Genomic DNA, 19,026 nt, shown 5'->3' on the forward strand with positions numbered 1-19,026 from the left:
ACCGGGCCCTCGCTTCCTCGCTCACGAGCGGGAGAAGGGGCCGGACCGCAGGAACGCCTCTCGGCGCGAGGCCGCTCGAAGCGGCTATAAGTGGAGCCCGGGGTTACTGCGATCCGGCCGTACCCAGTGTAACCACTGCCCCCGGGGTGCTCGCGAGACGCGTTCGCGGGCGGTGAACGGGGTTGCGGCCGACGGCGGCCGAGTGCGCGCTACTCCAGCGAGTCGCTGCGCCAGAGGCGCGCGCAGCTGACGAGCTCGGCGGCGGTGGTCGAGAGGCGCAGTGCGCGGGTGGTGAGCTCGCTCGCCCTCGGTCCGTCGATCAGCTCGACGTCGTCGGCGACCGAAGCGGCTCCGGAGGCGCTCACGCGGCAGAAGGCGGCCGCGCGATCCAGCGCCACGGCGAAGTCGCCGTCGAACACCCCGCGCAGGATGCGATCGGCGAGCTCGGTGATCTCGGCCGGGCCGGTCGGCGTGCTGGCACCCGCGACCACCGGATCGATCGTGGACGACAGCTCCACGCCCCGCTGGTACAGGAAGCTCGTGCTGTCGGGGTCCTGCCGGATCACCAGACGCAGCAGGTAGATGCGCCAGAGCGCCCCGGGCAGGCTGGCCGCGCTCGAGGCGCGCCCAGAGCTCGGCGAGCGCGTCGATGCCGTTGTGATCGGTGTACTCGACGAGGCGGTCGATGATCACCGGATCGGGATCGTTCCGGACGCGGCTGAGGAGCGCGATGGCCGTCTCGTGGGCGACGCGGCTGATCTGCGCCGGGTCCTCTCCTCCCTGGAACGCCTCGAAGACGTGGGAGGGGAACTTGGTCGGCTTGTGGAAGCCGTCTGTCATGGGGCCGCCTTCCGCGGTCGGTGGGCGGACGCGCGCGTCCGTCCGGTGGTGGAGGGGTTCGGTGAGGGTAACGCCCCCGGGTGCCCGAGTATGCCCCTCGACCTGCGCTCCCGCACGCCCGCGGGCCCCCGCTCCCGGGGTCTCCGCGGGCGCGCTACCCTGGGACCCGCGGGCCTCTAGCTCAGTTGGCAGAGCAGCGGACTTTTAATCCGCGGGTCGTCGGTTCGAGCCCGACGGGGCCCACTCCCTCCCCGCCGTCCGGGACCGCCGCCGCCCCGAGTCCGGTCCCTACGGCCTCGGCGACTCCGGCACGGCGCTCGACTCGGGCTCGCGGGTCACGACGACGCCGCGGTCGCCGTGGGCCGTCGCGAGCATCTCGCGCAGCCAGAGGTCGTTCAGGCGCGGCGGGCGTCCGCCGACGAAGTGGAACTGCAGCGGGATGTGGGGCGAGATCCAGACGGAGACGCGTCCGGATCCGCTCTCGACGGGCTTCACCCAGCTCAGGTAGAAGGTCTCCTGTCGGCGGAGCTCGCGACCCACGACGGCCTGAACGGTGGGCCAGCACGCGGTCCTCGAACTCGTAGACGTCGGAGGAACCGTAGATGAGCTGACCCATGGAACGATTTTCCCAGGGGGCCGGATCGGCCCGTCGGGGTGGACACGGCGCGCCGTCCTGGGGCGGCCCCCGATCGTGGGGCCCTTGTCCGGGGTGCTAGCGACCTCGGCGGAGGAACGGAATCCCCCTGCAGGCGCCGGGAGCCGAGGCGAGCATGGAGGGCATGAAGCGCCTTCACTACGCCGGCGGAGCACTCCTCGTGGGGGACGCCGTGGCACACGAGATCCTCGCCTACGCCCGCGAGCTCGGACTGCGCGGCATCGCCGACACCGTCCGGATCGCGGGCAGGTCCCTCGACGGCGACCCGGAGCAGGCGGAGCTGCTCATCGGTCCCGCGAGCCAGCTGCTCCTCGTCGAGGACGACGCCCCGGAGGATCCGGAGGCCGACGCCGAGGCGCTCGCCGACCTCACGGAGCGCAGGCGCGCGCTGGAGCCGCGGATCGAGCACGTCGCGGCCGAGGATCAGCCGGACGTCGGCGACGAGTACGACGAGTGGGCCCTGCTGGGCCGCGAGCAGGACTGATCCTGCGCCCTACTCGTGGCAGAGAGCCCAGATCGAGTCGGGGTACTCGGTCAGCTCGTCGCCGTCGACCAGGCGCCAGACGCCGCCCTGGTGCTCGAGCAGCCGGCCGTGCACGACCTGCGAGCGCCAGCCGTCGTCGGTCCGGTACCACCGGACGAGCCGAACGCTGACAGAGCTGCGGGATGCGGTCCGCTGAGACATCGTCGTCCTCACTGGCGACCCTGCCGTCGTCGCGGCGGTGCGACGGCGGTGGGAGCACCTGTCGGGAGCCTACGCCCCCGGAGGAGGGACGCGGTTGGTGCGGAGGGAGCGCTTCGATCACGATCGGAGCGCGGAGGGCGACCGTCCGGTCGCCCCTCCGGTCGGTCAGCGCGTCGGATCGTCCGCCCAGAAGCAGACCATGGTCATCGTCGAGCGGTACCAGAGCGTGCTCGCGTCCACGGAGTCGACCGGGCGATCGGGATCGTCGAGATAGACCTCTCCGGCGGACTCGACTCCGGGAGGAGGCACGCGTTCTCGGCGACGAAGCGCACGGGCTTCGTCGGGGCGTACCAGTCGCCGTCCCCGTTCTCCGACGCGGGGATGAACGAGGGGATGCCGGTGTACGAGCACACCAGCGTCAACGATCTCCCGCTTCGCACGAATCGGTAGCTGGTGGTGACCAGGCTCCTGTCGGGCGCGCCCGAGAGCAGCTCGCCGTAGTAGCAGGAGCCGGTCGACGAGATGTCGCTCGAGGCGTGGTCGTCGAGGTTGGCGCCGGCGTTGTGGTCGGCGAGGGCGGGAGCCCGCGGCGCCCGCGAGGGCGACGACGGAAGCGAGAGCGAGGACGGTGGAGCGGATCGACATGACGGTCTCCTCATCGAGACGGCGTCGGCGCAGTGCGTCGGCAGTGGCGGGTCGCTCGCCGTGGCGAGCGGACGGCGGCGGCGCGTCGCTCCGACGACGGGATCGTCGGGGGGCTCCTCCGCGGGCGTCCGGCGGACCGGATGGCACGACTCTAATCCGCGCGGAGCCGCGTGTCTGCCCCCGGAGCGCTCACACGAGGTCGGACCGGCGGTGCTCCCTGCAGGAGGCGAGGGCGGGAGGCCCTCAGTGGATCAGTGGACGACGCCGGAGACGCCGCGCCCGGCGGCGCACCGCGCGTTCGCTCGGCCCGAAGGTGCCCGCTTCGAGCAGGAGCCGGAGCGAGGTCGCGACCTGTCTCGCCAGCCGAGGGTCGATCGCCCCGGGTACGCGGATCGCGTCGATGAGATCGAGGGCTGTCCGCGTGGTGCGAGAGATCGCCATGCCGGAACCCTAGGGAGCACCGACACAGCTCGACGCACCCCGCACGGGGGCGCGCGGCGGCATCATTGCTCACCGCCGCGCGACTTCCTATTGCGCCGGTAGCGGCTCAGTCGTGGCCGTTCGTGGACTCGCCGCGACCGGTGGAGGACTGCAGGCGGTCGATGTGCTCGGACGCCTGCGCCTTCGTCAGATCGGCGGGGAGGGTCTCGCCCGCCTCGCGCGCGAGGGTGTCGAGGTAGCTGCGCTGCGGGCCGGTCATCGGCTCGTCGCCGGTCACCCAGTCGGACGGGTCCTTGCTGGCGCTGGTGTCGCTGCCGTCGTCGGCGCGGGCGCCGAGGACGTCGCCCTCGGTCTTGATGTCGGATCCGGTGGTGTCGTTGTCGCTCATGCTGCGACGGTACGCGCGACCACCGACACCGGCGAGGGCTTGCGGAGCGGCGGTCGCCGCTCCCCGGGACACCGCCCTTCTCCCAGGAACCGCCGCCCGGTCAGGAGCCGAGGAGGGCGTGCGCGACGGTGAAGATGACGAGGCCGGCGAGCGCGCCGACGACCGTGCCGTTGATCCGGATGAACTGGAGGTCCTTGCCCACCTGCAGCTCCAGCTTGTCGGAGGTCTCGCGCGGGTCCCAGCGCTGGATCGTGTCGCCGATGATGCTCGCGATGTCCGCCCGGTAGCGGTCGACGAGGTTCGACGCGACAGTGCCGACCCACGCGTCGACCGTTCCGGCGAGGCGCTCGTCGGTCGACAGCCGGCGGCCGAGATCGACGACGATGGACTCGAGGTTCGCGCGCAACGGGCTCTCGGGATCGTCCATCGCTCCCAGGAGCGAGGACTTCGTCGACTCCCAGACGTCGCCCGCGAGCTCGCGCACCCGAGGACTGTCGAAGGCCTGGTTCTTGATCTCCTCGACGCGGGCGACGAGGTCGGGATCGGTGCCGAGGTCGACGGCCAGCGTCTCGAGGTAGCCGTCGATCGCCCGGCGCAGCGGATGACCCTGCTCCTCCCGCACCGCGTGCACGAAGACGAGGGCCTCGTGGTAGAGGCGCTCGTCGATCGCCCGGCTGACCCCGACGGCAGCCACGCGGGCAGCCTGCCGCTGACCATGCGGGTGAAGCTCTGCGGATTCGCGGCGAGCCACGCCTCCGCCTGCTCGACGAGCGTGTCGACGAGGCGCCGGTGGTGACCCGCCTCGACGATGCCGCCGACGAGCTTGCCCAGGGGCGGTCCCCATTGCGGGTCCAGGAGATGGCGGCGGGCGAGCGACTCGATGACGCCCTGCACGTGCGAGTCGTCGAGCAGCGCGATCGCCGCGCGGACGGCGGCGGCGCTCTCGTCGCCCACGCGGTGCGCGTTCACCGGCTCGGCGAGCCAGACCCCGGCGCGCCGGGCGATGCCGAACGAGTCGAGCTTCTCGCGCACGATCGCCCCGCGCAGGAAGTTCTCCTCCACGAACTGGGCGAGGCTCGTGCCGATCTCGTCCTTCTTGGTCGCGATGATGGCCGTGTGCGGGATGGGGAGCCCGAGCGGCCGGCGGAACAGGGCGGTCACCGCGAACCAGTCGGCCAGAGCGCCGACCATGCCGCCCTCGCTCGCCGCGCGGACCCACTGCAGCCACGGGTACCGGTCCTGCAGGGCGAACGAGATCGCGAAGACGACCGCCATCGCGATCAGGAGCCCGGTCGCGATCCGCTTCATCCGGACGGCGCCGCGCGCTTGGCGGCGTTGTCGCGCCCCGTCGAGGTGCTCACCGTCATGAGGCGGTGGGGAACCCCTCGTGGCGGATGCCCCACGCGACGGTCCACTCCTCGCCCGGCTCGAGCCAGCGCAGGCCCTGCCCGGAGTTGAGGGCCTCGGCCGGCGCCGTCATCGGCTCGACGGCGATGGCGGTCTTCACGTCGTCGCCCTCGGGGAAGATCCGGGTGATGAACACCTGGATGTAGTTGTGCGAGGAGTCGGCCCAGAGCAGCACGCGGCGGCCGTCGGCCGCGCGGAGCCCGTGCACGCTCTCGCCGTCGACGACGCTGACGTCGGCCCACGCGTCGTCCAGCTCGAGATCGCCCACGCGGCGGCCGCGGCGGAGGTCCCACTCCGTGCCCTCGACGGGGCTCTGCCCGATGGGGTTCAGGCGCTCGTCGACCTCGATGTGCACGGCCGCGTCGACCGTGAGCTCGAGCTCGTCGGTCGGGACGTCGCCGATCGCCAGGAAGGGGTGCGTGCCGATCGCGACCGGCGCCTCGTCCGCTCCGACGTTGACCACGCGGTGCACGACCCTCCAGACCGTCGGCCTGCAGCTCGTAGCGCACGCTCGTCTCGAGGTGGAAGGGCCAGCCGCGCTGCGGGACCACCGGGGCGGCCAGCTCGACGAACGAGGGACCCTGGTCGACGAGGCGGTAGGAGGTGGCGGTCAGGAGCCCGTGGAGGGCGTTGTGGTACTTCGGCTCGGTGATGTCGAGCTGGAGGGTCCGCCCGGCGTGGTGCCACTTCCCGTCCCTGACGCGGTTCGGCCACGGGACCAGCACGGTCCCCGACCCGAACGGCGGGACGATCGTCTCGGGGTATCCGGCGGTGATCTCGACGCCGTCGACGGAGAGGTGGCGCAGCGCTGCGGCCACCTCCGTGACGACGGCGTGCAGGGTGCGGCCCTCGGCGGTGAGGTCGAGCGCGAACTGGCGCCCGGTCGCGGGGGCGGGAGTGAAGTCGGCCATGCCTGAATCCTACGGACTGACGTGAGGGAGGGAGCGCCCGGCGTCGCCACCGGCTCCGCCGCAGCGCGTCACGGCCAGCCCCGCCTCCTCGAGCTCGGCGACGACGCCCGCGGGGCGCCCGCTCCGGTGAGCAGGAGGTCGAACTCGGCGGCGCCGCCGACGCGCCCGAGGTCGATCACGCCGAGCTTGCGCGAATCGGCCACGACGACGCGGCGGGCGGCGGCCCCCAGCATCCGGCGCTTGAGAGTCGCCTCGGGCAGGTTCACGTTCGTGACTCCGGCACCCGGATGCACGCCGGTGCAGCCCACGAAGGCCGTGTCCGCGCGGATCCGCTCGAGCATCTCGGAGGCGAGGGGCTCGACGAGCGAGTGCTGCAGGGGGCGCAGGGTGCCGCCGGTCACGACGACCGTGAACCGCGGGATCGCCGGCTCCAGCGCGAGGGCGGTGGAGAGCCCGTTGGTGATGATCGTGACGTCACGCAGGTCCTCCCGCGCCACCAGGGCGTGGGCGATGGCGAGCGGAGTCGTGCCGACGTCGAGGATCACGCTCTCGCCGGAGGAGACGGAGGCGGCGGCCTCGCGGCCGATCGCCGCCTTCTCCTCCGCCGCCGACGCGAGCCCCTCCTCGAGCGAGCGCTCGCCCGCTCGGTGAGCCGACGGGATCGCTCCGCCCCTGACCCGCTGCAGTGAGCCCTCCGCCGTCAGCAGATCGAGGTCGGAGCGCACGGTGACGACCGAGACGCCCAGGCGCTCGGCGAGGTCGGCGACCGAGACGAAGCCGGACGCCTCGGCCAGGAGCCGCATGCGGACGCGGCGCTCGAGGCGCTCCGCCCGTCCTGCTCGCCGTCCGCTCTCATCCGGCCATGGTCGCCGCCCGCGCGCCGCTTGTCAAAGGGAAACCGTGCTTTCCTTTTCGAAGGAGCACCTCTAGTCTGGGTCCCGCCATGAACGAAGCGATCCCCCTCTCCGCCGGCGTCGTCAAGCGCCCGCACCTCCTCGCCGACGGGCGAGAGCTCCTCTACTTCGACGACGCCGACACGACGCTGCCGCCCGAGCGCGCCGCGGACGCCCGCGACCTCGATTCTCGCCCCGCGACCGCGCGCATGCGCCAAGACGTCCTCACCGGCGAGTGGGTGTCGATCGCCGCCTCCCGGCAGAACCGCGTGTTCCTGCCACCGGCCGAGCTCGACCCGCTCGCCCCGGCCTCGCCGACCAACCCCTCCGAGGTGCCCAGCCTCTACGACGTGGCGGTCTTCGAGAACCGCTCGCCGTCCTTCGGGCCGCTGCTCGAGGACGACGACGCCCCCGCCTCGCTCGAAGACCTCCGCACCCTCGGCCTCGGCCGCACCCTGACCAGCGTCGGCCGCTGCGAGGTCGTCTGCTTCAGCCCCGAGCACGAGGGGTCGTTCTCGACCCTCTCGGCCTCGCGCGCCCGCACCGTCGTCGAGGCGTGGGCCGACCGCGTCGCCGCCCTGTCCGCCTTGCCGGGCGTGCAGCAGGTCTTCCCGTTCGAGAACCGCGGCGAGGCGATCGGAGTGACGCTGCACCACCCGCACGGCCAGATCTACTCGTACCCCTACGTCACCCCGCGTACCACGCGACTGCTGGCGTCGCTCGACTCCTACGGCCCCACTCTCTTCGCCGACATCCTCGCCTTCGAGCAGGCCGGCGAGCGCGTGCTGATCCGCGGCGAGCACTTCACCGCGTTCGTGCCGTTCGCCGCGCGCTGGCCCGTCGAGGTGCACCTCCTGCCGCACCGTCACGTCGCCGACATCAGCGAGACGACGCCCGAGGAGCGGGACGAGCTCGCGGTCGTCTACCAGCGCCTGCTCCGCGGCATCGACGCCCTGTACGACACTCCGACGCCCTACATCGCCGCCTGGCACCAGGCACCGGTGCACGAGCGCCGCGACGAGGTGCGACTGATGCTGCAGATCACCTCCCCCCGCCGCGCCGAGACCAAGCTCAAGTACCTCGCCGGCAGCGAGGCCGCCATGGGCGCCTGGATCGGCGACATCCCGCCCGAGACGAGTGCCGCCGCCCTGCGCGCGGCCATCGAGCGCGCCGACGCCGCGACGCTGGCCGACGAGGTCTCCGCCCGGCCCGACGCCTCCCTCCCCGACTCCCCCTCCGACTCCGAGGAGACCCGATGACCACCGCCTCCCCCTCGCTCGACGCCGTCGCCGAGCGCGCCGCCCGCGACTTCGAGCGCGAGTACGGCCGTCCGCCCGTCGGTGTCTGGGCCGGTCCCGGACGGGTGAACCTGATCGGCGAGCACACCGACTACAACGACGGCTTCGTGTTCCCGTTCGCCATCGACCGCGCGACCGCCATGGCCGTCGCGCCCCGCGAGGACCGCGTCATCCGCATCGCCAGCGCCTTCTCGCCCGAGCACGTCGAGATCTCGCTCGACGACCTCGCGCCCGGAGCGATCGCGGGCTGGTCGGCGTATCCGCTCGGCGTCGTCTGGGCGCTGACGGAGTACGGCGTCGACCTCGGCACCCGATCGGGCTTCGACGCCTTCGTCGACTCCGACGTACCCGTGGGGGCAGGGCTGTCGAGCTCGGCCGCGCTCATGTGCGCGATGGCCGTCGCGTTGAACGAGCTCTGGGAGCTCGACCTCGACAAGGCGACGCTCGCCCGCGTCGGACGCCGTGCCGAGAACGTCGCTGTCGGCGCCCCGACCGGGATCATGGACGAGTCCGCCTCCCTCTTCGGGCAGCGCGACGCGGCCGTGTTCCTGGACTGCCGGAGCCTGGACACCGAGGTGATCCCGCTCGGCTTCGAGGAGGCCGGACTCGTGCTGCTGGTCATCGACACGCGCGTCGAGCACGCGCACGCCACGGGCGGTTACGCCGAGCGGCGCGCCTCGTGCGAGCTCGGCGCCTCGACCCTCGGGGTGGAGTCGCTCCGCGAGCTCTCCGTCGACGACCTCCCCCGCGCCGAGGAGCTCCTCGACGACGTCACCTACCGCCGGGTGAAGCACGTCGTCACCGAGGACGCCCGCGTCCTCTCGACGGTGCGGACCCTCCGCGAGCAGGGCCCCCGGGCCATCGGCGAGCTGCTCGACGCCGGACACGTCTCGCTCCGCGACGACTTCGAGATCTCGGTGCCCGAGCTCGACACGGCGGTCGAGGCGTCCCGTGGCGCCGGCGCGATCGGCGCGCGCATGACCGGCGGCGGCTTCGGCGGCTCCGCGATCGCGCTGACGCCGGTCGAGAAGGAGGAGGAGGTCCGCGCCGCGGTCCTCGCCGCCTTCGCCGAGAAGGGCTTCCGCGAGCCCGAGCTCTTCCTGGTCACCGCCGCCGACGGCGCGGGCCGGGTGCGCTGAGCCGCCGCACGACCACGAGGAGCCGGCACCCCCGGACCGCGCAAGCGGCCGGACGGGTGCCGGCTCCTTCTGCAGGACGGCGCCGGTCAGGCGGGCGGGACGACCGCGCGCAGCACTCCCCGGTGACCCGCACGAGCTCCGAGGCGCTCGTGGGGTAGACCGTGTGCGCGTGCCCCGCCGCCGCCCACACCGTGTCGAAATCGGCGAGAGCCTCGTCGACCACGGTGCGCAGCCGGAGCGGATGACCGACCGGTGCGACGCCTCCGATGGTCTGGCCCGTGGCCTCCTTGACCACCGAGGCGCTCGCCCGACCGATCGTGCCGCCGAGCTCGCCGCCCAGCCAGCCCGTGTCGACGCGGTGGCCGCCGCTCGTGAGGACGAGCAGCGGCTCCCCGTCGAGCAGGAACACCAGCGAGTTCGCGATCTGGCCGGGCTCGATGCCGAGCGCCGCGGCCGCGAGGGCCGCCGTCGACGCGGCCTCGTCGAGCCAGCGCACGGGCGGATGCACTCCGTGCCCGGCGAGGTCGGCGAGGACGCGGTCGACTGCGGGATGACTCCGTTCGCTCATGCCGCGAGGCTAGCGCGGACTACTCCGCCATGGTCGCGACGTCGATGACGAAGCGGTAGCGCACGTCGGAGGAGAGCACGCGCTCGTACGCCGCGTTGATCTCGGAGGCCGGGATCACCTCGACCTCGCTGGCGATGCCCTTCTCGGCGCAGAAGTCGAGCATCTCCTGGGTCTCGCGGATGCCGCCGATGCCCGAGCCCGCGAAGGAGCGGCGGGCGCCGAACAGCGTGAAGACGTGCAGCGGCAGGGCCTCGGCCGGGGCGCCGACGTTGACCATGGTGCCGTTCAGACGCAGCATGCCGAGGTAGGCGTCGAGGTCGAGCGGCGCGCTCACGGTGTTCAGGATGATGTCGAAGGTGTTCGCGAGGGTCGAGAACGTCTCCTCGTCCTTCGTCGCGTAGTAGTGGTCGGCGCCCAGGCGCAGGCCGTCGTCCTTCTTGCCGAGGGTCTGCGAGAGCACGGTGACCTCGGCGCCCATCGCGTGCGCGAACTGCACAGCCATGTGGCCCAGGCCGCCGAGTCCGACGACGGCGACCTTCTTGCCGGGGCCGGCGTTCCAGTGCGACAGGGGCGAGTAGGTGGTGATGCCGGCGCACAGAAGCGGCGCGGCGGCCTCGTAGGGGATGGACTCCGGCACGCGGAGCACGAAGTCCTCGACGACCACGACGTGGGTGGAGTAGCCGCCCTGGGTGATCGTGCCGTCGCGGTCGACGGCGGCATAGGTGCCGACGTTCCCCTTCAGGCAGTACTGCTCCTCGCCCGCGAGGCAGTTCTCGCACTCGCGGCAGGAGTTCACCATGCAGCCGACGCCGACGCGGTCGCCGACGGAGTGCTTCGAGACCTCGGAGCCGACCTCGGCGACGACGCCGACGATCTCGTGGCCGACGGTCAGCGGGTAGGCGACCGGTCCCCACTCGCCGGCGCACGGTGTGGATGTCGGAGTGGCAGATGCCGGAGTAGGCGATCTCGATGAGGACGTCGTGCGGGCCGACGTCGCGGCGCTCGACGGTGGTCGGGACGAGCGGCTCGGTGGCGGACGGGGCGGCGTAGGCGGATACGGTGCGCATGAGTTCTCCTCGTGGGGGCGGGCGCACTCGAGTGTCTGTCCGACGGGGGTGAGGACGCGAGTGCGCCCGACAACGCTACTCTCGCCGTCTGGACGGGAACCGTAGGCTCGAGGGCATGCGCAGCGCGATCGACCTCAACGCGGATCTCGGCGAGGGCTTCGGCGTCTGGCGGCTCGGCGACGACGACGGGATCCTGCAGGTCGTCCTCGAGCGCCAGCATCGCCTGCGGCTTCCACGCGGGTGATCCGTCGATCATGCTCGCCCGTTGCAGGACCGCGGCCGAGCGGGAGTCGCGGTCGGCGCTCACGTGTCGTACCGGGATCTCACGGGCTTCGGACGGCGCGAGATCCCGGTGAACCGCGACGAGCTCCACGCCGACGTCGTCTACCAGATCGGCGCGCTGGAGGCCGTGGCGCGGGCGGCCGGCACCCGGGTCCGCTACGTGAAGCCGCACGGGGCCCTGTACAACCGGATCGTGCACGACGAGGTCCAGGCCGAGGCCGTTGCCGCCGCCGTGCGCGACACCGCACCCGGCCTGCCGATCCTCGGGCTCGTCTCCTCCGCCATCGAGCGCGCGGCCGCGGCCGCCGGCTCGCCCTTCGTCCGCGAGGCGTTCGTCGACCGCGGCTACCGCCCCGACGGCACCCTCGTGCCGCGCGCCGAGGCGGGCGCCCTCCTGGAGGATCCGGAGCTCATCGCCGCGCGAGCCGTGCGGATGGCGGTGGACGGCACGGTGCTCGATCGCGACGGCGGTGTCCTCGCCGTGGAGGTCGACTCTCTCTGCGTGCACGGGGACTCCCCGGCGCCCTCGCCACGGCCGTCGCGGTGCGTCGGGCCCTCGCGGAGGCGGGCGTCGCTCTGGCACCCGCGGTGCGGTGATCGAGGCGCGCCTGCTGCCCTCCGGCGACCGGGCCGTGCTCGTCGAGCTGGAGGGGCTCGACGGGGCGCTCGCGCTCGCGTCGGCCCTCGAGCGCTCGCGGCCGACCGGTGTCGTCGACCTGGTCCCCGCGGCGAGGACCGTGCTGGTGGTGCTCGACCCCGACGTCCTGACCCCCGCGGAGGCGTCCCGCTGGGTCCGCGCCACCGCCGCGGTCACGAGCACCTGCACGGCGGCCACCGCCGGTCGCGTGCACACCCTCGACGTCCGCTACGACGGAGCCGATCTCGGAAGCACCGCGGCGATCCTCGGGTGGAGTGCGGCCGAGCTGGTGGAGCGGCACACGACGACCGTGTGGCGTGCGGCGTTCGGAGGCTTCGCGCCCGGCTTCGCCTACCTGGTCCCGCTCGGCGAGTGGCCGGAGGTGCCGCGCCGAGCAGAGCCCCGGACCGAAGTGCCGACGGGGTCGGTCGCGGTGGCGGGCCGCTACTCCGGGATCTACCCCCGCTCCTCCCCCGGCGGCTGGCAGCTGCTCGGCTCCACCGCTTCCGCGCTCTGGGACGTCGAGCGGTCGCCGGCCGCGCTGCTCGCACCGGGCGACGAGATCCGGTTCCGGGAGGTGCCGTGAGCCTGCACGTCCTCGATCCGGGGCCCCTGGCGCTCGTGCAGGACCGCGGTCGGCCGGGGTCCGCGGGGATCGGAGTCGGCCGGTCGGGCGCGATGGACGCCGGCGCTCTGCGGCTCGGGAACCGGCTGCTGGGCAACCCCGTCGACGCCGCCGGGCTCGAGCTGCTCGGCTCGGGCTTCACGGCGAGCGCCGACCGTGACGTCTGGATCAGCCTGACCGGTGCGGACGGAGCCGCCTCGATCGAGGGACGGACCGTCGACAGGGTGCTGCCGGTGCTGCTCCCGGCCGGCGGAGTGCTGCGGCTGGGTCCCCTCCGGGCGGGGGTCCGCCGCACGCTGACGGTGCGGGGCGGGGTCGACGTGCCGCAGGTCCTCGGCTCCCGCTCGCGCGACACGCTCGCGGGGCTGGGTCCGGAGCCCGTCGGCGCGGGAGACGTGCTCGGGGTGGGACCCTCGGCGGGACCCGGCGCCCCGCTGGACTGGTGGCCGTTCGACGCGCCCGGCCGGGACGCGGTGCTGGACGTGCATCCGGGCCCGCGTCTGGATCGCGTCCCGCCGGGAACCTGGCGGGCCCTGCTCGAGACGTCCTGGCGGGTGGGCTCCGCCGCCGACCGCGTCGGGCTCCGGCTGACCGGGACGCCGCTCGCGACCGCCGGCGGCAGCGAGCTCCCGAGCGAGGGCATGCTGCACGGCTCGGTGCAGCTGCCGCCGTCCGGGCTGCCGGTCGTCTTCGGACCGGACCACCCGGTCACGGGCGGCTACCCCGTCGTCGCGGTCGTCGACTCCGGAGCACTCGACCTCCTGGCGCAGCTCGCGCCGGGGGCCGCGGTGCGGTTCCGGGCCGCCGCGCCGGTCAGCGGGCGGCGCGCTCCGCGGCCGTGACCACGTTGTGGATCAGCATGGCGCGCGTCATCGGCCCCACTCCTCCGGGGACCGGCGAGAGCCAGCCCGCGACCTCCGCGACGCCGGGGGCGACGTCGCCGGTGAGCTTCGCCTTGCCCGTCTCGGGGTTCTCGACGCGGGTGATGCCCACGTCGAGCACGGCTGCACCGGGCTTCACCCAGTCGGCGGCGATGAGACCGGGGACTCCCACCGCGGCGACCACGATGTCGGCGCGGCGCACCTCCTCGGCGAGGTCCGTCGTACGGGAGTGCGTGAGGGTGACCGTCGCGTCCAGGCCCTTGCGGGTGAGCAGGAGCCCCAGCGGACGGCCGACGGTGAGTCCGCGTCCCACGACGACGACGTGCTTGCCCGACAGCGGGATGTCGTGGCGCTGCAGCATCTCGACGACACCGGCGGGCGTGCAGGGCAGCGGGCTGTCGAGCTCGCCCTCGACGCCGAGGACCAGTCGGCCGAGGTTGGTCGGGTGCAGGCCGTCGGCGTCCTTGTCGGGGTCCATGAGCTCGAGCATCGCGTTCTCGTCGATGCCCTTCGGCAACGGCAGCTGGATGATGTAGCCGGTCACCGCGTCGGACTCGTTGAGCTGACGGATGGCGCTGCGGATGTCCGCGGCGGAGGCCGTCGCGGGCAGGTCGACGCGGATCGACTCGATCCCCACCTCGGCGCAGTCGCGGTGCTTGCCGGCGACGTAGGAGCGGGACGCGGGGTCGTCGCCGACCAGGAGCGTGCCGAGCCCGGGCACGACGCCCTTCTCGCGCAGTGCGGCCACGCGCACCGCGATCTCGGCCTTGACCGCCGCCGCCGTGGCGACTCCGTCGAGTACCTGTGCCGTCATCTCGTCACTCCTCGTGTTCGACCGGTGCGCCCGGGCACGGCGGAGGCGGGGGACGCCTCCGCCGACCGTGGCGCGGGATGAGCCCGACGGGCTCGATCGGGATCCGCGGAGCCCGGTGCCGGGACTCCGCGGATCACGGGCTCAGAGCCCGGGGTAGAGCGGGAAGTCGTCCGTGAGACGACCGACGCGCGCCCGCAGCGCCTGCAGGTCGGCGGCGGGCTTGAGCGCCTCGGCGATGACGTCGGCGACCTCGGCGAACTCGTTCTCGCCGAAGCCGCGTGTGGCGAGCGCGGGCGTGCCGATCCGGAGCCCCGAGGTGACCATGGGCGGACGCGGGTCGAACGGCACCGCGTTGCGGTTCACCGTGATGCCGACCTCGTGGAGGCGGTCCTCGGCCTGCTGGCCGTCGAGCGGCGAGTTGCGCAGGTCTGCGAGCACGAGGTGCACGTCGGTGCCGCCGGTGAGCACGTCGATGCCCTCGGCCTTCGTGTCGGGCGCGGTGAGGCGCTCGGCGAGGATCTGCGCGCCGCGGATCGTGCGGGCCTGGCGCTCGGCGAACTCCGCCTCGCCCGCGAGCTTGAAGGCCGTGGCCTTCGCCGCGATGACGTGCATGAGCGGACCGCCCTGCTGGCCGGGGAACACGGCCGAGTTGAGCTTCTTGGCGTACTCCTGCTTGGACAGGATGAGACCCGAGCGCGGACCGGCGAGCGTCTTGTGCACGGTGGTGGTGACGACGTCGGCGTGCGGGACGGGCGACGGGTGCAGCCCGGCCGCGACGAGGCCGGCGAAGTGCGCCATATCGACCCAGAGCTTCGCGCCGACCTCGTCGGCGATGGCGCGGAACGCCTCGAAGTCGAGGTGGCGGGGGTAGGCCGACCAGCCGGCGATGAGCACCTGCGGGCGGACCTCGAGCGCCTTCTCGCGGACGACGTCCATGTCGATGCGGAACGACTGCGGGTCGACGCCGTAGGCGGTCGCGTTGTAGAGCTTGCCCGAGAAGTTGAGCTTCATGCCGTGCGTCAGGTGGCCGCCGTGGGCGAGCTCGAGACCGAGGATCGTGTCGCCGGGCTGGATCAGCGCGGCGAGCGCGGCCGCGTTCGCGGTGGCTCCGGAGTGGGGCTGGACGTTCGCGAACTCGGCGCCGAACAGGGCCTTGGCGCGGTCGATCGCGAGCTGCTCGGCGACGTCGACGAACTCGCAGCCGCCGTAGTAGCGGCGGCCAGGGTAGCCCTCGGCGTACTTGTTGGTCAGGACCGAGCCCTGCGACTCGAGGATCGCGCGCGGCACGAAGTTCTCGCTCGCGATCATCTCGAGGTAGCCGCGCTGGCGGTCGAGCTCCTGCTGCAGGACGGCGGCGATCTCGGGATCGACGACCGAGACGGGCTGGTCGAACGACGCCGACGCTCCGGTGCTCGAGGTCTGGCTCTGGGCGGGGGAAGTGGACACGGACGCTCCTTGACTGGGAAACGGAGGGTGCCCGCGCCGGCGCATCGAGGCGACTCGGCGCGTACGGGCGACCCGGACTACGGTATCCGTTCCAGCCCAGGCGTGCGGCGGGAAAAGTGTCCGGGGGCGAGCCCGGAGGAGGTGCCGCTCCCTGATGGTCACCCATCCGAACGCCAGTCGCGACGCGGCCAGTGTAGCAACGCGAGCGCCGTCCGACAGGTCGCGCCCGAGCGCGAGCATCCCTCGACTCTGTGCCAGGATCGTGCGGTCGACGAGCGGAGGAGGGCGCTGTGGCGAGCACGCACCGGGCGCAGCCCTCTCCCCGCCGCAGGACCGCGCGAGCGTCGGCGGCTCCGGGCGATGCCGATCTGATCGCCCTCGTGCGCGAGGGAGATGCGGCCGCCTCGGCCGAGCTGTGGCGGCGCCACGCGTCGGCGGCGCGCTCCCTCGCCCGGGCCTGGTCCTCGCTCGACGCCGACGACCTCGTGTCGGAGGCGTTCCTGCGCACTCTCGACGCGATCGCGAAGGGCGGCGGTCCGGAGGGGGCGTTCCGCCCGTACCTGTTCACCGCCGTCCGCAACGCCGCCGCGACAGGGGGCGGCGCAGCGGGCGCGAGCAGCCGCTGGACGCGATCGGCGAGGTCGCCGCCGATGACGACGGCCCGGAGGAGCTCGCACTCGCGGCGCTCGACCGCGACCTCGGCGTCCGGGCGTTCCGCGCCCTGCCGGCGCGCTGGCAGGAGGTGCTCTGGTACACCGCCGTCGAGGGGATGACGCCCGCCGAGGCCGCCCCGCTGCTCGGTCTGCGGCCCAACGGAGTCGCCGCACTCGGCCACCGCGCCCGGGAGGGGCTACGCGGGGCGTGGATCCAGCAGCACGTCAGCGTCACGGCGGCGGAGGGCGAGTGCCGCTGGGTGCTCCAGCAGGCCGGGGCCCACACCCGCGGGCGCCTGGCGCTCCGCGACCGTCGGCGCGCGGACGCCCACCTCGAGGAGTGCCCGTCGTGCCGGGGCGCCCTCGCCGAGGCGGCCGGGGCGAGCGCGCGTCTGGCGGTGGCGCTGCTGCCGCTCGTGGCCGGTGTCGGCGGCGCGACCGCCTACGCCGCGGCGGGCGGGGCCGGCGGCGCACCGGTCGCCGGCACGACGGGCGGAGCGACGGCGGGCGCGACGGGCGGAGCGGCGGCGGGCGCGGTGACGACCGGCAGCGCCTCCCTCGTCGCGGCGATCGCTGCGGCGGGAGTGCTGCTGGTCGCCGGGATCGCGATGGCGGCGCTGATCCCTCCCGGTCCGACCACGGGCGAGCAGGGCGTCGCCGCCCCCGCGAGCCCTGTGGCGCCGGTGGACTCCGGCGAGGACGCCGTGCCGCCGGCGCCCCCGACGGTCGCATCGCCGCCGACCGTCGTCTCGCCCCCGACCGTCGCGGTACCGCCGGCGCCCGCCTCGCCGGCGCCTGTCCCGACGTCCCCCGCCGTGCCGCCCCGTGCGGCGACGACTCCGACGCCGGTACGCGCGACGACTCCGACTCCCCGCCGATCGGTGCTCCTCCTCCGTCCGGCACCCCGGTGCGGCCGCCGACGGCCACCTCGACGTCCGCGCTCCCACCGCCTCCGGCCCCGGCGCCGTCCTCCACTACTCCCCGCTCGCTCCCGCAGCCGCCCCCACGCTGACGATCGACGAGGATCCGGCGAACCGCCTGTTCCCCGCCGCTCGCGGCCACGCGCCGCCCGGGTCACGGGTGAGCGTCGAGGACGCGACGACCGGCGCCGTCTACGCCGCGGTCCCGGCGTCGACGGACGGCTACTGGGGTGTCCCCGCACTCCCTCTCCCGGCGGGCGAGACCACGCTGGTCGCCGTCGGCGAGCGGCGGAGCGACCCGTGGACGGTGCGCCTCGAGTCGCCCACGCCGCTCGCCGCGCCGACGGCGGACGGGCCGGTCACCGTCGTGGTGCTGGCCGGGACAGGGCTCGTCGACGTGCTCGTGGACGGTGCCGTCGCGCAGAGGACGACCTCGGTCGCCCCGGGCTTCGTGCTCTCGCTCGACCTCGCGGCCGGCGAGCACGCGATCGCCGCCCGCTACGCCTCCGCGGAGGGGCGCTCCGGCCCCGAGACCGCGACCCGCGTCGTCGTGCGCTGAGCACGCAGCTCCGCACCCGCCAGCAGGGCGATCGCCAGCAGGAAGCACGCCGCATAGACGACGGCGGTGCTCTCGAGCCCGAACGCGCCGTAGACGACGGAGCCGACCAGGGCTCCTCCGCCGATGCCGGCGTTGAAGGACGCCGTGTAGACCGCGGTGGCGGTGTCGCGGATCAGCGGATCGGCCACCTGCAGGAGGCGCGTCTGGAGCAGCGAGGGCAGCACGCCGAACGCGACTCCCCAGACGACGAACGCCGGCAGAGCGACCAGGGCCGAGCGGGAACCAGGTTCAGCACCACCGCCGAGACGAGGACGACCGTCAGCGCGACGAGGAGGGCGGCAACAGGCCGGCGGGTGACCACCCGGGATCCGGCGACGACGAGCCCGACGGCTCCGGCCGCTCCGTACACGAACAGCAGCGGCGACACCGCCCCGGTCGCCGCTCCCATCCGGTCGGTGGCGAAGGGGACGAGGTAGGTGGTGAAGGCGTAGTGGCCGGTCATGGCGACGGCCACCGCCACGCAGAGCACCGCCACGGATCCGACACCGCGGCCGGCGCGCAGGGTCGCGATCGAGCCGGTGGTCGTCTCGGGGACCGGGGTCTCGACGGACGGGAGCACCCGGAGGACCAGGAGCGTGCCGACCGCCATCAGCCCCGCCACGATCAGGAAGGAGACGCGCCAGCCGACGAGCTGGCCGAGCGCGGTGCCCAGCGGAACGCCGAGCACGAAGGCGAGCGTGCCGCCAGCGAAGGTGACCGCCACCGCGCGCCCGAGGTCGCGGGGCCGGACGAGCCGGGCGGAGTAGGCGCCGACGACCGCCCAGAAGAGGCCGTGGCCCGCGCCGCCGACGATGCGCGCGGCGACCATCAGGGGGTAGGAGGAGCGAGCGCCGTCGCGACGGTGCCGAGAGTGAGCACGACGAGAACCGCGATCAGGAGGGTCCGCCGCGGGACCCGGCGGGTGACCAGCGCGAGCGGCGTGCTCGAGGCACGACGGTGAACGCGAAGACCGAGACGAGGAGGCCGGCCTGCGCCGGCGAGACCCCGAACGAGCCGCCGAGCTCCGGCAGCAGGCCGGTCGGCATCATCTCGGCGGTGACCGAGAGGAAGATCACGCTCGAGAGGACGAGCAGCGGCGCCCAGGGGAAGCGGTCCGCGGGCGCGGAGGTGCGGACGGGAACAGTGGAGGAGGTCATCGGAGGGCTCCGAGAGGCGTGTCCCCCGGCACGGCGCGGCGGCCCCGCTCGAAGCGGTGGCGGCCCGCGTCCGGGG

The 19,026-nt window shown here is 73.7% G+C and carries 21 protein-coding genes, 1 tRNA gene, 5 pseudogenes and 1 riboswitch; of the genes and pseudogenes, 10 read left to right on the forward strand and 17 right to left on the reverse strand.

Features of this window, described 5'->3' with window-relative positions:
* Positions 1 to 209: 209 nt before the first annotated feature.
* Entirely contained in the window at positions 210 to 566 is a 357-nt protein-coding gene (locus tag AC0CII_RS08345) for a hypothetical protein (RefSeq protein WP_465229147.1), read from the reverse strand.
* Between the two features lie 444 nt (positions 567 to 1,010).
* On the opposite strand from AC0CII_RS08345, the gene AC0CII_RS08350 reads away from it, so the two are divergent.
* Positions 1,011 to 1,083: transfer RNA gene (locus AC0CII_RS08350), tRNA-Lys, on the forward strand.
* Between the two features lie 45 nt (positions 1,084 to 1,128).
* Here the strand turns inward: AC0CII_RS08350 and AC0CII_RS08355 are convergent.
* Positions 1,129 to 1,380: a DUF7882 family protein gene (locus AC0CII_RS08355; RefSeq protein ID WP_465229148.1), complete on the reverse strand. Its 252-nt coding sequence runs from the start codon at positions 1,378 to 1,380 to the stop codon at positions 1,129 to 1,131.
* Positions 1,381 to 1,619: 239 nt separating this feature from the next.
* Between AC0CII_RS08355 and AC0CII_RS08360 the strand changes: the two genes are divergently transcribed.
* A complete protein-coding gene (locus AC0CII_RS08360; RefSeq protein ID WP_465227969.1) occupies positions 1,620 to 1,979 on the forward strand; it encodes a hypothetical protein in 360 nt (119 codons plus the stop codon).
* A 9-nt stretch (positions 1,980 to 1,988) separates the two neighbouring features.
* Here the strand turns inward: AC0CII_RS08360 and AC0CII_RS08365 are convergent, their stop codons facing one another.
* From AC0CII_RS08365 to AC0CII_RS08395, 7 genes and pseudogenes are all read right to left on the reverse strand, one after another.
* Entirely contained in the window at positions 1,989 to 2,180 is a 192-nt protein-coding gene (locus AC0CII_RS08365) for a hypothetical protein (RefSeq protein WP_465227968.1), read from the reverse strand.
* Positions 2,181 to 2,383: 203 nt separating this feature from the next.
* Complete coding sequence (locus AC0CII_RS08370) at positions 2,384 to 2,839, reverse strand: hypothetical protein (protein WP_465229149.1); 456 nt, start codon at positions 2,837 to 2,839, stop codon at positions 2,384 to 2,386.
* A 533-nt stretch (positions 2,840 to 3,372) separates the two neighbouring features.
* Positions 3,373 to 3,654, reverse strand: a complete 282-nt coding sequence (locus tag AC0CII_RS08375; RefSeq protein ID WP_207406607.1) for a DUF3072 domain-containing protein — start codon at positions 3,652 to 3,654, stop codon at positions 3,373 to 3,375.
* A gap of 100 nt (positions 3,655 to 3,754) precedes the next feature.
* Positions 3,755 to 4,962, reverse strand: a pseudogene (locus tag AC0CII_RS08380) (DUF445 domain-containing protein).
* 55 nt (positions 4,963 to 5,017) lie between these two features.
* Positions 5,018 to 5,524: an aldose epimerase family protein gene (locus AC0CII_RS08385; RefSeq protein WP_465229150.1), complete on the reverse strand. Its 507-nt coding sequence runs from the start codon at positions 5,522 to 5,524 to the stop codon at positions 5,018 to 5,020.
* A 76-nt stretch (positions 5,525 to 5,600) separates the two neighbouring features.
* A pseudogene (locus AC0CII_RS08390) lies at positions 5,601 to 5,972 on the reverse strand (aldose epimerase family protein); the annotation flags it as partial.
* A gap of 68 nt (positions 5,973 to 6,040) precedes the next feature.
* The gene (locus tag AC0CII_RS08395; protein WP_465229151.1) at positions 6,041 to 6,775 is read right to left on the reverse strand and encodes a DeoR/GlpR family DNA-binding transcription regulator; all 735 of its coding nucleotides are present in this window, start codon (positions 6,773 to 6,775) and stop codon (positions 6,041 to 6,043) included.
* Between the two features lie 140 nt (positions 6,776 to 6,915).
* Here AC0CII_RS08395 and galT point away from each other — a divergent pair, with 140 nt between their 5' ends.
* Together galT and galK are read left to right on the forward strand one after the other, a co-directional pair.
* Complete coding sequence (gene galT / locus AC0CII_RS08400) at positions 6,916 to 8,124, forward strand: galactose-1-phosphate uridylyltransferase (RefSeq protein ID WP_465229152.1); 1,209 nt, start codon at positions 6,916 to 6,918, stop codon at positions 8,122 to 8,124.
* On the forward strand, positions 8,121 to 9,302 hold the full coding sequence (galK, locus tag AC0CII_RS08405) for a galactokinase (RefSeq protein WP_465228139.1): 1,182 nt from the start codon (positions 8,121 to 8,123) through the stop codon (positions 9,300 to 9,302). The genes galT and galK overlap by 4 nt, the downstream gene beginning before the upstream one ends.
* On the opposite strand, the gene AC0CII_RS08410 is transcribed toward galK, so the two are convergent.
* Together AC0CII_RS08410 and AC0CII_RS08415 are read right to left on the reverse strand one after the other, a co-directional pair.
* Complete coding sequence (locus AC0CII_RS08410; RefSeq protein WP_465229153.1) at positions 9,268 to 9,870, reverse strand: YbaK/EbsC family protein; 603 nt, start codon at positions 9,868 to 9,870, stop codon at positions 9,268 to 9,270. The genes galK and AC0CII_RS08410 overlap by 35 nt on opposite strands.
* Positions 9,871 to 9,889: 19 nt before the next feature.
* Positions 9,890 to 10,937: pseudogene (locus AC0CII_RS08415) on the reverse strand (NAD(P)-dependent alcohol dehydrogenase).
* A gap of 115 nt (positions 10,938 to 11,052) precedes the next feature.
* Between AC0CII_RS08415 and AC0CII_RS08420 the strand changes: the two are divergent.
* From AC0CII_RS08420 to AC0CII_RS08430, 3 genes and pseudogenes are all read left to right on the forward strand, one after another.
* Positions 11,053 to 11,816: pseudogene (locus AC0CII_RS08420) on the forward strand (LamB/YcsF family protein).
* Between the two features lie 35 nt (positions 11,817 to 11,851).
* Positions 11,852 to 12,442 (forward strand): 5-oxoprolinase subunit B family protein, encoded by a 591-nt coding sequence (locus tag AC0CII_RS08425; RefSeq protein WP_465229276.1) that lies wholly within the window; start codon positions 11,852 to 11,854, stop codon positions 12,440 to 12,442.
* 92 nt (positions 12,443 to 12,534) lie between these two features.
* Complete coding sequence (locus tag AC0CII_RS08430) at positions 12,535 to 13,323, forward strand: 5-oxoprolinase subunit C family protein (protein WP_465229277.1); 789 nt, start codon at positions 12,535 to 12,537, stop codon at positions 13,321 to 13,323.
* Here AC0CII_RS08430 and AC0CII_RS08435 read toward each other — a convergent pair.
* Both AC0CII_RS08435 and glyA read right to left on the reverse strand, forming a co-directional pair.
* Positions 13,295 to 14,176 carry a bifunctional methylenetetrahydrofolate dehydrogenase/methenyltetrahydrofolate cyclohydrolase gene (locus AC0CII_RS08435; protein ID WP_465227958.1) on the reverse strand — a complete coding sequence of 294 codons (882 nt, stop codon included), beginning with the start codon at positions 14,174 to 14,176 and terminating at the stop codon, positions 13,295 to 13,297. The genes AC0CII_RS08430 and AC0CII_RS08435 overlap by 29 nt on opposite strands.
* 141 nt (positions 14,177 to 14,317) lie before the next feature.
* Positions 14,318 to 15,622, reverse strand: coding sequence for a serine hydroxymethyltransferase (gene glyA, locus AC0CII_RS08440; protein WP_465227957.1), 1,305 nt, complete (start codon positions 15,620 to 15,622; stop codon positions 14,318 to 14,320).
* Between the two features lie 87 nt (positions 15,623 to 15,709).
* Positions 15,710 to 15,813: riboswitch (ZMP/ZTP riboswitch) on the reverse strand.
* Positions 15,814 to 15,912: 99 nt separating this feature from the next.
* Between glyA and AC0CII_RS08445 the strand changes: the two genes are divergently transcribed.
* Both AC0CII_RS08445 and AC0CII_RS08450 read left to right on the forward strand, forming a co-directional pair.
* Positions 15,913 to 16,395, forward strand: a complete 483-nt coding sequence (locus AC0CII_RS08445; RefSeq protein ID WP_465229154.1) for an RNA polymerase sigma factor — start codon at positions 15,913 to 15,915, stop codon at positions 16,393 to 16,395.
* A pseudogene (locus tag AC0CII_RS08450) lies at positions 16,392 to 16,619 on the forward strand (zf-HC2 domain-containing protein); the annotation flags it as partial. The gene AC0CII_RS08445 and the pseudogene AC0CII_RS08450, both read left to right, overlap by 4 nt.
* 98 nt (positions 16,620 to 16,717) lie before the next feature.
* Here AC0CII_RS08450 and AC0CII_RS08455 read toward each other — a convergent pair.
* Complete coding sequence (locus tag AC0CII_RS08455; protein WP_465229300.1) at positions 16,718 to 16,915, reverse strand: hypothetical protein; 198 nt, start codon at positions 16,913 to 16,915, stop codon at positions 16,718 to 16,720.
* A gap of 185 nt (positions 16,916 to 17,100) precedes the next feature.
* Between AC0CII_RS08455 and AC0CII_RS08460 the strand changes: the two genes are divergently transcribed.
* The gene (locus AC0CII_RS08460; RefSeq protein WP_465229301.1) at positions 17,101 to 17,754 is read left to right on the forward strand and encodes a hypothetical protein; all 654 of its coding nucleotides are present in this window, start codon (positions 17,101 to 17,103) and stop codon (positions 17,752 to 17,754) included.
* Here AC0CII_RS08460 and AC0CII_RS08465 read toward each other — a convergent pair.
* The 3 genes from AC0CII_RS08465 to AC0CII_RS08475 all read right to left on the reverse strand — a co-directional run bounded on the left by AC0CII_RS08465 (position 17,694) and on the right by AC0CII_RS08475 (position 18,950).
* Positions 17,694 to 17,978 (reverse strand): hypothetical protein, encoded by a 285-nt coding sequence (locus tag AC0CII_RS08465; protein WP_465229302.1) that lies wholly within the window; start codon positions 17,976 to 17,978, stop codon positions 17,694 to 17,696. The genes AC0CII_RS08460 and AC0CII_RS08465 overlap by 61 nt on opposite strands.
* A complete protein-coding gene (locus AC0CII_RS08470) occupies positions 17,927 to 18,622 on the reverse strand; it encodes an MFS transporter (protein WP_465229155.1) in 696 nt (231 codons plus the stop codon). Before AC0CII_RS08470 ends, AC0CII_RS08465 begins: the two co-directional genes overlap by 52 nt.
* A gap of 64 nt (positions 18,623 to 18,686) precedes the next feature.
* Positions 18,687 to 18,950, reverse strand: coding sequence for a hypothetical protein (locus AC0CII_RS08475; RefSeq protein WP_465229156.1), 264 nt, complete (start codon positions 18,948 to 18,950; stop codon positions 18,687 to 18,689).
* Positions 18,951 to 19,026 lie beyond the last annotated feature (76 nt).

This window comes from Rathayibacter sp. AC182, from assembly GCF_979253875.1.